14 protein-coding genes and 1 tRNA gene are annotated in these 12,888 nt (G+C 62.2%); 6 read left to right on the top strand and 9 right to left on the bottom strand.

From position 1 onward, the window contains the following. Positions 1–71 precede the first annotated feature (71 nt). The 3 genes from EJV47_RS01480 to EJV47_RS01470 all read right to left on the bottom strand — a co-directional run bounded on the left by EJV47_RS01480 (position 72) and on the right by EJV47_RS01470 (position 2,459). Positions 72–659 (bottom strand): porin family protein, encoded by a 588-nt coding sequence (locus tag EJV47_RS01480; protein ID WP_126691365.1) that lies wholly within the window; start codon positions 657–659, stop codon positions 72–74. A gap of 84 nt (positions 660–743) precedes the next feature. Then, entirely contained in the window at positions 744–1,418 is a 675-nt protein-coding gene (locus EJV47_RS01475; protein ID WP_126691364.1) for a porin family protein, read from the bottom strand. Between the two features lie 276 nt (positions 1,419–1,694). Further along, positions 1,695–2,459, bottom strand: a complete 765-nt coding sequence (locus tag EJV47_RS01470) for a porin family protein (protein WP_126691363.1) — start codon at positions 2,457–2,459, stop codon at positions 1,695–1,697. Between the two features lie 238 nt (positions 2,460–2,697). Between EJV47_RS01470 and EJV47_RS01465 the strand changes: the two genes are divergently transcribed. Continuing rightward, the gene (locus EJV47_RS01465) at positions 2,698–3,807 is read left to right on the top strand and encodes an acyloxyacyl hydrolase (RefSeq protein ID WP_126691362.1); all 1,110 of its coding nucleotides are present in this window, start codon (positions 2,698–2,700) and stop codon (positions 3,805–3,807) included. Between the two features lie 128 nt (positions 3,808–3,935). Beyond that, positions 3,936–4,628 (top strand): DUF2306 domain-containing protein, encoded by a 693-nt coding sequence (locus tag EJV47_RS01460; RefSeq protein WP_126691361.1) that lies wholly within the window; start codon positions 3,936–3,938, stop codon positions 4,626–4,628. A gap of 245 nt (positions 4,629–4,873) precedes the next feature. Here EJV47_RS01460 and EJV47_RS01455 read toward each other — a convergent pair whose 3' ends face one another. Beyond that, positions 4,874–5,929 (bottom strand): quinone-dependent dihydroorotate dehydrogenase, encoded by a 1,056-nt coding sequence (locus EJV47_RS01455; protein WP_126691360.1) that lies wholly within the window; start codon positions 5,927–5,929, stop codon positions 4,874–4,876. Positions 5,930–6,168: 239 nt separating this feature from the next. Between EJV47_RS01455 and EJV47_RS01450 the strand changes: the two genes are divergently transcribed. From EJV47_RS01450 to EJV47_RS27865, 3 genes are all read left to right on the top strand, one after another. Further along, positions 6,169–6,241 (top strand) — tRNA-Lys (locus EJV47_RS01450). 316 nt (positions 6,242–6,557) lie between these two features. Next, the gene (locus EJV47_RS01445) at positions 6,558–7,238 is read left to right on the top strand and encodes a hypothetical protein (protein ID WP_165903573.1); all 681 of its coding nucleotides are present in this window, start codon (positions 6,558–6,560) and stop codon (positions 7,236–7,238) included. Positions 7,239–7,339: 101 nt separating this feature from the next. Continuing rightward, the gene (locus EJV47_RS27865; protein WP_165903572.1) at positions 7,340–7,711 is read left to right on the top strand and encodes a helix-turn-helix domain-containing protein; all 372 of its coding nucleotides are present in this window, start codon (positions 7,340–7,342) and stop codon (positions 7,709–7,711) included. Between the two features lie 312 nt (positions 7,712–8,023). On the opposite strand, the gene EJV47_RS01435 is transcribed toward EJV47_RS27865, so the two are convergent. Further along, positions 8,024–9,571 (bottom strand): FG-GAP repeat domain-containing protein, encoded by a 1,548-nt coding sequence (locus tag EJV47_RS01435; protein ID WP_126691357.1) that lies wholly within the window; start codon positions 9,569–9,571, stop codon positions 8,024–8,026. Between the two features lie 204 nt (positions 9,572–9,775). Here EJV47_RS01435 and EJV47_RS01430 point away from each other — a divergent pair, with 204 nt between their 5' ends. Continuing rightward, positions 9,776–10,012, top strand: coding sequence for a helix-turn-helix domain-containing protein (locus EJV47_RS01430; protein ID WP_126691356.1), 237 nt, complete (start codon positions 9,776–9,778; stop codon positions 10,010–10,012). A gap of 515 nt (positions 10,013–10,527) precedes the next feature. Here the strand turns inward: EJV47_RS01430 and EJV47_RS01425 are convergent. The 4 genes from EJV47_RS01425 to EJV47_RS01410 all read right to left on the bottom strand — a co-directional run bounded on the left by EJV47_RS01425 (position 10,528) and on the right by EJV47_RS01410 (position 12,856). After that, entirely contained in the window at positions 10,528–11,340 is an 813-nt protein-coding gene (locus tag EJV47_RS01425) for an IS3 family transposase (RefSeq protein ID WP_243650985.1), read from the bottom strand. A gap of 119 nt (positions 11,341–11,459) precedes the next feature. Beyond that, positions 11,460–11,843, bottom strand: coding sequence for a hypothetical protein (locus EJV47_RS01420; protein ID WP_126691354.1), 384 nt, complete (start codon positions 11,841–11,843; stop codon positions 11,460–11,462). A 72-nt stretch (positions 11,844–11,915) separates the two neighbouring features. Next, positions 11,916–12,461 (bottom strand): hypothetical protein, encoded by a 546-nt coding sequence (locus tag EJV47_RS01415; RefSeq protein WP_126691353.1) that lies wholly within the window; start codon positions 12,459–12,461, stop codon positions 11,916–11,918. Between the two features lie 80 nt (positions 12,462–12,541). Next, the gene (locus tag EJV47_RS01410; protein WP_126691352.1) at positions 12,542–12,856 is read right to left on the bottom strand and encodes a hypothetical protein; all 315 of its coding nucleotides are present in this window, start codon (positions 12,854–12,856) and stop codon (positions 12,542–12,544) included. Positions 12,857–12,888: the final 32 nt, after the last annotated feature.

Raw genomic sequence — 12,888 nt, 5'->3', positions numbered from 1 at the left:
CGGCCGCTCAAACGCTCGTAGGGCTGCCTTAGTACCCGGCGGCCGGGCCGCCAGCGCCGCAGTCGGCTGCCCTACTCACCGCCGAAGCGGTAGCCGAGCTGCAGCATGAAAGCCGAGTTGCGGATGTTGCGGTTCTGCTCGCCCTCCTTGTACAGCCGCGTGATGCCGCCGTTGTAGCGCAGGCCGATGCTGGGGCCGCTGCTGAGCTGGTAGCCCACCCCGGCCACGTAGCCGATATCGGTGGTATTGTAGTCGTCGGTGCGCTCGAAGTCGGTGCTCTGGTCGGGTTTCTGCACGGCTTTCAGCAGGAAGCCCACCTGCGGCCCCAGCTCAAAAAACGGCCCGTCGGCGTCGATGCGCAGCAGCAGGGGCACATCGATGTAGTGGTGCACCACGTCGCCCTTGGTGGTAGTAAAATCGTAGCGGTAGCCCTTCTGCGAATACAGCAGTTCGGGCTGAAACGACAGCATATCGGTGAGGCCGAAATTGGCCGTAATCCCGCCGTGGGGCCCGAGCAGCAGACTGGGGTTGGCCATGTCGCTGTCTTTGCCGCTGATGGTCGACAGCGTCGGGCCGATTTTCAGGCCCAGCTTGATGCCCTGGGCGAAGGTGCTGCCGGTGGCCGCGCACAGGAGCAGCGCCAGAAACGTTTTTTTCATGCTTGTTACGGAAAGAAGCCGGGCCGGCGCCCGGCCGAAGCCACAGCCGCCGGCCCGGGTAATCAGAAAGCGGTAGGGGAAAGGCTATTTGCCGCCGAACATGTAGCCCAGGTACAGCTGAAACACCGAGTTGCGGGCGTTGCGCAATTCGCCGTTCCAGTACGTGTCGTTTTTCGCAATGTCACCGAAGGCACCATTGTAGCGCAGCCCCAATAGGGCCCCGGCGTCCGACTGATAACCCAATCCGGCTACATAGCCGAACTCGTTGCGGTTAGTATTGCTTAGGTCTTGGTTATAGTTATCAGGTGCTTCAACAGTAAGGCCTCCCACGGTGATAGTTCGTTGGGAGCTGTTGTTCACGTTAATCAGGTACGAATACTGAGGGCCGGCCTCGAAGAACAGATTATCGGCCTTGATGCGTAGCAGGACCGGCACATCAAGATAATCGTAGCGCACTTTGCCGCTGTACTTGTAGGTGCCGAACAGTTGAGAGCCGTTGTACTGGTAGCCCTTCTGCGAGTACAACAGTTCTGGCTGCACAGACAGAAAACCGTCGTCAGTCAGGGCCAAATTGACCATAAAACCACCATGAACACCAAATTTGCTGTCATACAAATCTTCGTCGGCCAGGTCGCCGGCTAGGTTGGAGTAGTTGGCGCCGGCTTTCAGGCCGAAGCGGATGCCCTGGGCGTGGGCGCTGGGCGCGGTGGTCAGCGCCAGGCCGGTCAGCAGGGCCGCGGTGAGAAAGGTTTGTTTCATTGCCGGGGTAGGGATGTTGAGTGAGTGATGCGAAGCCGGGCGGCAACCTGGGTTTCGCTCCTTCAAACGGGGAAACAAAGCGGATGTTTTTTGGCAATAAATCCTCGTTAAAACACCAGCGCCCGGCTTACAGGGCGGAAGCCGGGCGCGGTAGTCAGCCAGCGGCCGGGCTTAGTGGCTGGTCGTCAGAAGGCTTAGCAGCAAGTACCAGCGGGCAAAAAAACGGGCCGCTCCCCGAGAGAAGCGGCCCGTGCAAGGCAAGTAACGCGCGGCGGCTTAGCGGCTGCCCAGCGGCAGCAGGTAGCCCAGCTGCAGGGTAAAGGCGTTGTTGAAGGCCTTCGGCTCGTTGTCGGTGTCCTTGCTGTCGATCAGCGAGTTGAAGCCGCGGGCGTAGCGCAAACCCACGCTCAGGCCGCTCTGCGACTGATAGCCCACGCCGGCCACCGCTCCGATGTCGAACTGCGCCAGGTCCGACTTGTCTGCATCGTCCTGCGACAGCCCGGTGTAGTCCAGGAAGCCCTGGTTGGGGTCGTCGGTTTTGTTTTTCGAGCCGTCGGCGTATTTGAGGGTAGTCTGCGACTTAGTTTTCGAGCCAAACAGGTACGACACCTGCGGGCCCGCCTCGAAGAACAGGCCACCAGCATTGATGCGGGCCAGCACCGGCACGTCGAGGTAGTGCAGCACGCGCTGCTGCTCCTGCTCTACCTTGGTAGCACCCGGAAACGCCGCTAGCGCCGCGCCGTCCTTTGATTCAGTGGTGATTTCGTAGCCCTTACGGTTGTAGAGAATTTCCGGGGCAATGGCGAAGAAGCCGTCGGAGCTGATGGGCAGCTGGAAGGCCAGACCGGCGTTGTAGCCCAGCTTGTAGTCGCCCAGCTTGGAGCTGTAATTGCTGCCCGTAATCTGCTGAACGTTGTCGCCGGATACGTTGGAGTACGTGCCGCCGACTTTCACGCCGACGCGGAAACCGCCCGGGTCTTGGGCATGGGCAAGGGTGGCAGTAGCCAACGAGGCTACGGCAAAAAGTGCAACTTTTTTCATGAGTTGTTTCGGAATAAGAAGGGGTGGGGAAACCGCGCCGACAAGGGCTCTGCTAGGCTTACTGCGGGGATGGGGCCGCGCGGTTCTTGAGCCTGATACGCAGATCTGCCCATCGGATGTTACAGTCGGGATGTTATTTAAATACTAATGCTTGGGTATTGCCCGGTGGCGCGGGCTTTTTCCGGTTCACCAATGGGCGAGCTTGCTTACTTTTGCGGGAGTTTGCCCGCCCGCGTCTATGTCGCTCAGAATCCGCTCGTTTCTGCTTTCGGCCGCTTTGCTGGCCGCCCCGCTGGGGCTGCGGGCGCAGCAGACCGCCCCGGTACCCGAGCCGCTGGTGGTGGGGCTGTACGCGCAGGGCGGGTTCATCATTGCCCACTCGCCCCGGGTGAAGCACCTGGTGACGGCCCACCCCACCGGACTGGAGCTGAACCTGCAGCGGCAGCTGACGGGCCGCCAGCCCTGGCACGCCTGGTACCGCTACCCCAAGGTCGGGCTGGCGCTGGTGTACTACGATTACCACAACCCCACGCTGCGCCACTCCTTCGCCGCCTCGGCCTACCTGAGCAAGTCCTTCTGGCGCACCCAGCGGCAGGAGCTGAGCTTCCGCCTGGGCACCGGCATTGGTTATTTCCCGTTTCCCTTCGATCAGGACAGCAACCACAAGAACACCTTCATCAGCTCGCGCCTGAACGCCACCATTCAGGCCCGCGCCGAGTACGACGTGGCCCTTACGCCCAAGCTGGGCCTGCTGCTGGGCGTGGCCCTGAACCACTACTCCAACGGGGCTACGGCCAAGCCCAACCTGGGCATCAACATTCCCACGCTGCTGCTGGGTCTGAACTACCACCAGCAGCGCCAGTTTACGCCCCAGCCCCGGCCCGCCGGTGATTTGCCCGCCGACGTGGGCCAGAACTTCTGGAACCTGAGCACCAGCCTGGGCGTGAAGCAGCGCAACGAGTCGGACCACAAGCTGTACTGGGTCAACTCGGTGACGGTGGCCGCCGGCCGGCGCGTCAACCGCAAGAGCAACCTGCTGGTGGGCGCAGAGGGCTTCTTCGACCGCAGCCTGCTGGCCGAGCAGCGCGACACCGCCCGCGCCGGCGACAAGCTGCCCGACGTGAAGAAGGCGGCCGTGTTCATCGGCCACGAGTTGCTGTTCGGCCGCCTCGCCTTCGATACGCACCTGGGCATCTACCTCTACAATCCCTACAAGTCCAACAAGTTCTACTACGAGCGAATCGGGCTGAAATACCACTTCACCGAGCAGCTGTTCGGGGCCATCGACCTGAAAGTGCACCGCGGCGCCGCCGACGTGCTGGAGTGGAAAATCGGCGTGAAGCTGTAAGTGCGCTGCGCTTCGGCAGGCTTATCCGGCGCTTCATCGGCCCGGCACGACGCTTGGGTAAGGCGGGCTTGCGGCGGGCGGCGCCGCGCGGCATCTTGCGGCCGTTCACCCTTCACGCCCGCGCCGCCATGACTACCGACACCCTTCTCGAACTAAACCGCTGGCTGCACATCGGCAGCGGTATGCTGGGCTTTTTTGTGGCCCCGGTGGCCCTAGCCACGCGCAAGGGCGGCCCGGCGCACCGCCGCTGGGGCCGGGTGTTCTTCTGGGCCATGCTTACGGCCGGCGTCACGGCCCTCGTGGCCGCCACGCTCAAGGGCCTCACCTTCCTGCTGCTGACGGGTATTTTCTCGCTCTACCTCTCCTTGCTGGGCTACCGGGCGCTGTACCAGAAACGCCTGGGCCGCGGCCAGCAGCCCGCCGTGTACGACTGGCTGGGCTCGGGCGCGGCGCTGCTGGTGTTTGTGGGCACCATCGTTTACGCCGTCATTACCCGCAACGTCGTGGCCGGCGTGTTCGGGCTGGGCGGCACGCGCCTGGCCGTGGCCGAGCTGCAGAAGCTGGCCCGTCCCGCCACGGTAGACGCCCGCCGCTGGTTCTTCGACCATATGCGCGGCTTCATTCTCTCCTACGTAGCCGCCGTGTCGGCCTTTTCGGCCACTTCATTCACCTTCCTGCCGGTAGCCGTGCGCTTCTTGTGGCCCACCGTCGTGGGCGTGCCGCTGATGATTTACTGGGTGCGCCGCTACCGGCAGCAGTTCGCCCAGAGCCAGCACCCCGCCGACGAGGCTCCGGTGCGTATGCAGTCCGAGCTGGCCTGAGCGGTGGCGGCCGGGCCTGGGTTGGGGCCACTCGCAGCGCCCGGCTTCAGGTGAAAAGTGAGACGCGGGCATGGCAAAGTTTGCAGGCCGCTATTCCCCGGCTGCCGCTTTCCTGACTGGTTTGCGCGGGTGCCGTTTGCCGCAGGTGCCCCTACAAGCCCCTACTGCGGTGCGAACATCTTATCCCACTTGCCTCTATTCGTAAGCAGGCCGGCAAGGCTCGAAATGCCGTGGGCCGCGCCGGATTAGCGGCCCTGCGTTTGCCCGCGGGCGGCCTGCACGAGTTGCTGGCACATGCGCTGCACTACGGCCGGGCCTTCGTAGATAAAACCCGTGTACAGCTGCACCAGGGAAGCGCCGGCGTCCAGCTTCTCCTGCACGTCTTCGGGGGTGAAGATGCCGCCCACGCCGATGATGGGCACCCGCCCGCCCGAGTGCTCATGCAGGTAGCGGATGACTTCCGTGGCCCGGGCCCGCAACGGCGCCCCGCTTAGCCCGCCCGCCCCCAGCTGCTCCACCGCCGGGGCCGGCGTCAGCAGGCCGCCGCGGTCAATAGTAGTGTTGGTGGCCACCAGCCCGCTCAGGCCCGCCTCCTGCACAATGCCGAGAATGTCGTCGAGCTGCTCGTTGGTGAGGTCGGGGGCAATTTTGAGCAGCAGGGGCCGCGCCGTGCGCTGGGCCTGATTCACGCGCTGCACCGTGCGCAGCAGCTGCAGCAGCGGCTCCCGCTCCTGCAGCTGCCGCAGCCCCGGCGTATTCGGCGACGACACGTTGACCACAAAGTAGTCGACTACCTCGTGCAGGGCCTGCAGGCAGGCCACGTAGTCCTGGGCGGCCTGCTCGTTGGGCGTGTCCTTGTTCTTGCCGATGTTGCCGCCGATGATGATGTCGGAGCGGCGGCGCTTGAGCCGCGCGGCCGCCGCCGCCGCCCCGCCGTTGTTGAAGCCCATGCGGTTGATGAGGGCGCGGTCGGTGGGCAGCCGGAACAGCCGCGGCGTAGGGTTGCCCGGCTGCGGGCGCGGCGTCACCGTCCCGATTTCGACGTGGCCGAAGCCCAGCGCGGCCAACTCATCCACCAGCCGGGCGTCTTTGTCGAAGCCCGCCGCCAGCCCGATGGGGTTGCGGAACCGCAGCCCGAACAGCTCCCGCTCCAGCGCCGGGTGCTGGTAGCCAAACTGCCCGCGCAGCAGGGCTGGTATGCCCGGTACCTTGCTGGCCAGCGCCAGCGCATCGAACGTGAAGTGGTGGGCTTGCTCGGCGCTGAGCTTAAATAGCAGGGGGCGAAGAAGGGCTTTGTACATGGCGGGCCGCGAAATATCCGCCCGCAAAGCTCCTAACTTATTCTGGTAGCGCCAGTAAGCCCGGCCGGCGGAAATCAAGGAAATTAGCTGGAATTTTATTTGGCTGACAATAAGCTTGATAAATACGCTAACGGCCACCGATGAGGTACTAATTGTAACCCGTTGTTGGAATATACCGTCTCGCCTACTACTTTTGCCGTCCCTTTCAACGAAGCCCTTGCGGCGCTCTGAAAGGTCTTGATTCTGTAGCTCAGCTGGTAGAGCAGTACACTTTTAATGTACGGGTCCTGGGTTCGAATCCCAGCGGAATCACTGAAAACCCTGTTTGCAGCTTGCAAACAGGGTTTTTTGCTTACTGGGGCCGCGAGTGGGACCGTGATAGACTTATCTTTCTAATGTTACTGTTTATCGGGAGTAATCTATTGGCAACTTTCGTCAAGAACTCCCTATGCCCCGCCGTAAACTCGCTCACCCGCACTTCGTCGTGCACTACGACTACTGTAGCTATCAGTTGAGCGCTGCCAGTGACGTACAGCAGCTAGCCGAGTGGCGCGCCCTGCAAGCTACGCCGTCGCCTGCTGCCCACGTCGAATGGGAGCGGCGGTAGCGTTTGTTGCCCAGCCCCGTCTTGCCGCCGGAGTTGCTGCTGGGCTTCCCGCTGTATATGGAGTTACAGCCCGACGGCACGTACACCCAAGCGGCCGAAGAAGCTTGGGATAAGCCCCTGTTGGCGCGCCTGGAGCACGGCGGAGAGCCCCATGCGTTCGGACACGAGTACACCGTTCCTTCGGTTGCCTATGCCTTGCCGTTGCTCGACTATCAGGCTGCTGCGCTGCCCTCCACGGCCCGCCGACAGAAACTGATGCGCTACGTGCACCAATTGGTCATGCAGCGGGTGCGGGCCCTAGCCGCAGCGTGGGCTACGGACGACCCGGTAGAACGAACCGCGGCCTTGCGGGCGCTACAAGCCGCCAGCCACTGGCAACCCCTACTGGACGAGCGGGTGCCGGTGGGCGGCACCGCCAACGCCAAGATCGTCCTGCTGGAATTTCTGCGGACGAAAGCCCTGTTTGCCCACCTCGGCAGCGAGAGCTGGCACACGGTGTTGGCCGCGGTGCTGGAGGTGCAACCGGACACCGTGGCGCGTTACCTCGGCACGCGCGACCCGGCGAGTGCCCATTTCATCTATGGCCCAAAAGAACTCGGATGGGCCAGGCAGGTTCTGGAAGAGGCTGGACTATCCACGGCCCAAGTAGTGGAGCTGGACCAAGTAGCCGCGCGTCAGGTACGTCGTCGGCCAGGCAAGTAAGCTGCGGGAAAACTTCCGGAAAAACTGCCGTTCCGGCGGAATACACGAGCCGGTACTTGCCCTTACTTAACGCTTGTACCCCCTCCGTTGCCATGGCTATAATGCCCACCCCCGACCCGTTGCTGGTCACGCTCACCGTGCCGCAGTTCCACCAACTGCTGGATGCGAAACTGCAGCCCCTGCTCGACGCGCTGCGCCGCGCGCAGACGGCCCCTGAGCCGGAATACCTGACCACTCAGCAAGCTCTGGACCTGCTGCACCTCTCCAAGCCCACGCTCCACAAACTGCGCGGGGAAGGGCGCATCACGGCGTATAGCAGTTCCGATAAGCGCGTACTCTACCGACGCAGCGAGTTGCTGGCCTATCTGCAAGCGGCTCCGCGCAACTCGATTTCCCCAGCCCCCGACCAACGCCCTACTGGCGGAGCCCGAAGCACCTTGCCGCGTGGGCGAGGTCGGCGAACGGCGGGTTGATCAACCTAAATACCTTAAGGCGACGCGCGAGGCTACCATACTCGTGCAACATCTATTTTGAAAATGCTACGGTTACATTTCAATATTCGATCAAAACCCGCTCAAAACGATTTCAAAACCTCTTCAAAATCCTTTCAAAATAGGTTTTGAATCGTTGATTGCTAACAAATAGACTTCTGTACGTGTCCGTAGCCCGTTACACGGCTTAAAATCTGCTGTGGTAACGGGCTGTGCTGCTCCGAAGGTGCCAGGCATCCAAAAAGCCCCGGTGTGCGCACACCTGTGGTAACGGACTGTGCTGCTCCGAAGGGCTTATTCTAACCGCAATTGGTAGTACAGCCGGCGGGCGCCATCGAGTACGACAAGCACATACACGCCCGGAACGGCTGCGGTCCAGAATTGGTCGCCAACGCGGCGTAGCGGCGCTACTTGTCCGAGGCTGGTGCGCAGTTCCACCTCCGACGTAGGGGTTAGACCAGGCACGCGGAAGATCCTCTGGCAAGGGTTAGGAAAAGGCGCGGCCATGCGTATCGCCCACCGCACGGCCTGTACCGGGGAATACGTCGTGCGGCCGCTCCGGTCCTGTTGGCGCAGCCGGTAGTAGACGCGGCGGGCGCCGAACTGCTGCGGCTGGTGGTCGACCAGCGTGTAGGTGTGGGCGCGGCTGCTGGTACCCTGGCCAGGTACCCACGCGAGGGAGTCGAAGCGCTGCCCGTCGCCGCTGGCCTGTACTTCGAATCCGTCGTTTTGGACCTCTGAGGCCGTAGTCCACCGCAGGTGTACAGCGTCGCCGGCTGTCGCCTGGAAGGACACCAGTTCGACCGGCAGCACGATGGACGGGTTGCGCAGCAGCGTGGCCTGGCCGCTGGCGACCTGGGCCAAGTCAGGCCGGCCGTCGCCGTCGAAGTCGGCCGCCACCAACCAACCCGACCCGCCCGGCAGCACCTGCTGGGCGGGGCCCAGGGTACCGTCGCCGCGGCCGGGCAAGATCCAGCCGCCGGGGTTGACAGCCACGTCCAGGTGTCCGTCGCGGTCAAAATCGGCCAGGGCCACGGCGTGCGCCCCGGGGCGCGGGTAGCGCACGATGGCGCCCAGCCACGGCGCGGCGGCTTGGCCCAGCAGTACGCCCACGTTGCCATCGTCGAGGTTGGCTACCACGGCGTCGGGCCGCCCGTCGCCGTTCAAATCGCCCACAGCCACGTCGTACGGCGCCGGGTTACCCGTGGCGGACAGTGTTGGGGCGGAGAAGCCGCCGGTCCCGTCGCCGAACAGAACAGAGAGGCCCTGTCCAGCAGGTTGGGCTTGGTTGACCACCAGCACGTCGGCACGCCCGTCGCGGTTCATGTCGGCCCGGCGCAGCGTCTGGGCGGAGAGCCCACCGCTGCCGGCCGGATAGGGCAGGACCGACGCGAACGTGCCGCCGCACGTCGCGCCGTTGCGGTTCAGCCGCACGCTGACCCGGCCGCCCAGGATGTCGAGGGCGGCGAAGTCCACCTGGGCGTCGTTATCGAAGGTACCGGTGACCAGATCGACGGGTTGGCCGTCGACGGGGTACAGCTGCCGCAAGCTGGGGGCGAAGACCCCTAACCCGTTGGTCGGCAAGACTTCCACGCGCCCGTCGTTGGCCACCGCCATCAGCAGGTCCGGCGAACTGTTGCAATCGACAGGCGCGACGGCCACGCCGGCACAGAAATCGCCGCAGGTAAAGTATTGGGGCGCGGCAAAGCCGCCCGTGCGGTCGTTGTAGAGCACCACGGCGTGGTTCCAACTGCCGCCGGCCACCAGCAGGTCGGGGTAGCCGTCGGCGTTGGCGTCCTGCGCGACGGCGTGATAAGCGTCCCCGGTGAAAGGGTAGGTCACGGGGGAGGCAAAACGGAATTGGGCCTGCACGCCGGCGGCGTAGCCCAGTAGAACACAGAGCAAGAATAGGCGCACGGATACGGTCACGGCGCAGCGCCGGGGGTGGTGTGCAGCTCAAAAAATAACATCTTAAAAGATATAATTTATAAGGTGTAATTTATAGAGGGTTACTTATGTGCGGTGCAATGCCGGACTTAGCCGGCCATGAAGTCCCGCGAAGACACCGACCCGCGCCTGCACCAGATCGGCGCCCGCCTGCGCGAGTTGCGCGTGGCGGCTGGCTATTCCTCGTATGAGACGTTTGCGTTCGAGCATGAACTACCGCGCGTCACCTACGGCAAGCACGAAAAGGGGAGCAACATCACCATGAAAAGCTTGCTGCGCATCCTCGACATCCACCGCATCTCCTTAGCCGATTTCTTCGCCGGAGTGAAGGCCTAGCGCAGCTCTCTTGCCCGGGATACGCAGCGGTCAATAGGGGAGGCATGCTCGTGCCTCCTCCAGCGGTGGGTACCTGAGTTGCTCACTGGCAATTCTGCCAGGTTACAATAAGGCATAATTTGCCTGAGGGTGTTGCTTCAGTGTAGTTCCTTACGAATTACGAAGCTCAGTGAGAGGGGTGATTCTGTTCAGCGCAAAGTATACCTTACACCGACGTGTAAAGCAGTAACACCGAAGCTAAACTTCCAGGTCTTGATGTTCACTCAGCTCAAGCTTGGGTGAGCGAACGTATACTTTGATTGGTGTACAAGTATTTTCAACTTTCATTGAGCTGTCAAACGCTTAAATTGGAGCTTTAATGGCCTTGGGCAAGTTGTTTAGTTAAACGAACGTGGCTGTTGCAGAACTCGGGCTTTTGTGCCGTCCTGAAATAAGTTGACGGTGTCCGATCCTGGAAAAAAGTTGTCAGTTTTTCAGTGGGAGATGGTTGGGTGTTTAGTCCTGAGGGGAGGTTGTCAAAGTAGGGGTATGTAATTCGCCACTGCCCTCTTTTCTGGCAGTAGTGCCTTACGAGAGGGGTACACTTTCGGCTTCCAGAGTTGTTGCAACGGCTGGGTACTGGCGTGGGCCGCGGCCGGCGTCGAGTACCCGCAACTCATGTGCGGACGCAAATGGTTGTAATTGGTAATACTCGCCTCAACCGCCCGTTGCGCCTCCTCAAACGTGCGAAAGGCGCGGTTCAGGCGAAAGTCGATCTTGAGGATGCCGTTGACCCGTTCGGCAATGGCATTCTCGTACGGGTCGTCGTCCTCGGTCATGCTAATAGCAATACCCGCTTGCCGTAGCTTTTGGCTGTAGTGAAAGCTGCAGTACTGGCTTCCCCGGTCCGAGTAGTGGATGAGCTCTTGATCGATTTCTCCGTGGCCGAGGGCCATGTCCAGCGCCTTGACAGCCCCTTCGGTCGTGAGCAGCGGGTGCAAGCAATAGCCCATGATCAGCTTGGAGTAGGCATCGGTGATGAGCGAGAGGTACCCGAAGCCGAGACCAATACACAAGTACGTGATGTCGCTGACCCACACCTGGCGCGGAGCGGTGATGGGTCTATCCACCAACAGGTTGGGATACTTGCGCAGGCTATGTGCCGAGTTCGTCGTTCTGGGCATTTGCCGCGGCTGCCGCAGCAGGTCATGCGCTTGCAAGAGCTGGTGCAACTTATCACGTCCCAGTTTGATGCCGCTCTCGGCCAAGGGCTGTTGCAGCAGCACGTGCAGCTTGCGCGTGTCCAGGCCGGGTATTTCGCGCCGGAGCGCCAGCACCAGATCCAGCACCAACAGCGACTGGCCGCGGAATCGTTGCTCGTACTATTCTTTGCGGTAAAAGGCTTGTCGGCTTACACCAAACAGACAACACAAGCGGCCGACGCTCACCCGTGCCAGGTCACTGCTTCTCAGCTGTGCGACCGTTTGGCGCCAGACTTTTTTCGGATCGGAACCTTCAGCTCGTGCTCGGCTACCTCAATCAGGGTGTTGAGGGCCAGGATGAGCAGGTTCGCGTCCTGCAGCAACTGCGTCAACTCCTGGTGGCGCTGCTGCAGCGCTTCGAGGCCTCGTTTCTGCGTGCGGGTCATGGCGGGGGCAACGAACAGGCCCGTCTGGATCTTGCGCTGGTACTGGCTCACCCAGTTGCGCAGCGTGTAGCCGTTGTGGATGTTCAGGTCCGCCATGACCTGGCTGGGCTCTTCCCCGCCGAAGAGGATGCGAAAGGCGGCGGTTTCCTTCAACTGCTCGCTGTACTGGAAGCGCTGCAGCAGCTCGCGGATGTGGTCTTGCATACCGGACAGTTTTGGAGGAAAAACTGTCAACCTATTCCAGTACAAGACACTTTAGGAATCCGCCAGCGGGTTTTACGCGCTGGCACATGCGTTGCTCGGTGCACCTTGAACAGGCAGCAGTATGTGGGGCGAGGCGTCGCCGCGGACAGGGCGTAGGACGCGGTGTGCCATGTAAACGGCCACAGGGGCCTCCAGCAACAGCAGGACTTTGCGCACCCAGTCACTGCGCAGCAGGCGCTCCATTAGGTCAGGCGAAAACTGCCCCTGGCCGAGCGCACCCTCCAGCGGCCACTGCACCAGCACCGTCGAGGCCCAAAACAACACGTGACATGCCAAGGCCAGCCACAGAGCCAGCCGCGGAATGGCCGGCGGGCGCTGCCAGCAAAGCAGCAGTAGTACCACGCTCAACAGCACGGCCGGCACCGTTAAAAAGGGCATGGTGTGCTGGGCGGTGGCCACATGCCAGGCCGCAAAGTCAGCGGCGCTGAGGTACGAGCCCAGATCGGCCCAACTCTGGTATTCCACAAACTCGTTCATCACCGCCGCGCCCAGACAGTAAAACGTGAGCACCAGGTAAGCCAGGAAAATCCAATGCGAAGGGAAAGCAGTCGTTTTCATGAGACTTGAACAGGAAAAGAGTGAACAAACAGGAAACGCGTGCAGGTCAGCGGCTGACCGAGGCCGTACGGTGGACCGCATTAAGCGAGGCACAACCGGCGTACCCGTTCGGCCTCGGCCTCGTTGACCTGGGTGACGGGCGTGGCGTAAATGCGGAAGTCGTTACCGGGGAACTGCTCCTGCAGCAGCTGCTCAATGCGCCGGTAGAGTAGAGCCTTGGTCAAAAAGAGTACCCGGTACAGGGGCTCGGTACCGACGCGGCCATCAGACAGCAGGCGGTGGTTGGCAATGGCCTCGTCCACGAACACGTCGGTGGCCAGTCGCTCCGTCAGCACCAGGTGTGTAACGGCGTGGGCCCGCGGGGCACTGAGGGTGAGCAGGTTGAATAGAATCATGGCGTGGGAAAGAAGTGGGCACAGCGGCGTGG

It is taken from the genome of Hymenobacter gummosus (genome assembly GCF_003970915.1).
Taxonomy (GTDB): domain Bacteria; phylum Bacteroidota; class Bacteroidia; order Cytophagales; family Hymenobacteraceae; genus Solirubrum; species Solirubrum gummosum.
The sequence above is the reverse complement of the archived record's forward strand: the minus strand, read 5'-3'. Positions and strand labels throughout refer to the sequence as shown.

Coding starts and splice junctions, on each gene's coding strand:
- EJV47_RS01455 (WP_126691360.1), bottom strand. CDS start 5,929: ATGTACAAAGCCCTTCTTCGCCCCCTGCTATTTAAGCTCAGCGCCGAG.
- EJV47_RS01465 (WP_126691362.1), top strand. CDS start 2,698: ATGTCGCTCAGAATCCGCTCGTTTCTGCTTTCGGCCGCTTTGCTGGCC.
- EJV47_RS01430 (WP_126691356.1), top strand. CDS start 9,776: ATGAAGTCCCGCGAAGACACCGACCCGCGCCTGCACCAGATCGGCGCC.
- EJV47_RS01470 (WP_126691363.1), bottom strand. CDS start 2,459: ATGAAAAAAGTTGCACTTTTTGCCGTAGCCTCGTTGGCTACTGCCACC.
- EJV47_RS01420 (WP_126691354.1), bottom strand. CDS start 11,843: ATGCAAGACCACATCCGCGAGCTGCTGCAGCGCTTCCAGTACAGCGAG.
- EJV47_RS01480 (WP_126691365.1), bottom strand. CDS start 659: ATGAAAAAAACGTTTCTGGCGCTGCTCCTGTGCGCGGCCACCGGCAGC.
- EJV47_RS27865 (WP_165903572.1), top strand. CDS start 7,340: ATGCCCACCCCCGACCCGTTGCTGGTCACGCTCACCGTGCCGCAGTTC.
- EJV47_RS01475 (WP_126691364.1), bottom strand. CDS start 1,418: ATGAAACAAACCTTTCTCACCGCGGCCCTGCTGACCGGCCTGGCGCTG.
- EJV47_RS01415 (WP_126691353.1), bottom strand. CDS start 12,461: ATGAAAACGACTGCTTTCCCTTCGCATTGGATTTTCCTGGCTTACCTG.
- EJV47_RS01410 (WP_126691352.1), bottom strand. CDS start 12,856: ATGATTCTATTCAACCTGCTCACCCTCAGTGCCCCGCGGGCCCACGCC.
- EJV47_RS01460 (WP_126691361.1), top strand. CDS start 3,936: ATGACTACCGACACCCTTCTCGAACTAAACCGCTGGCTGCACATCGGC.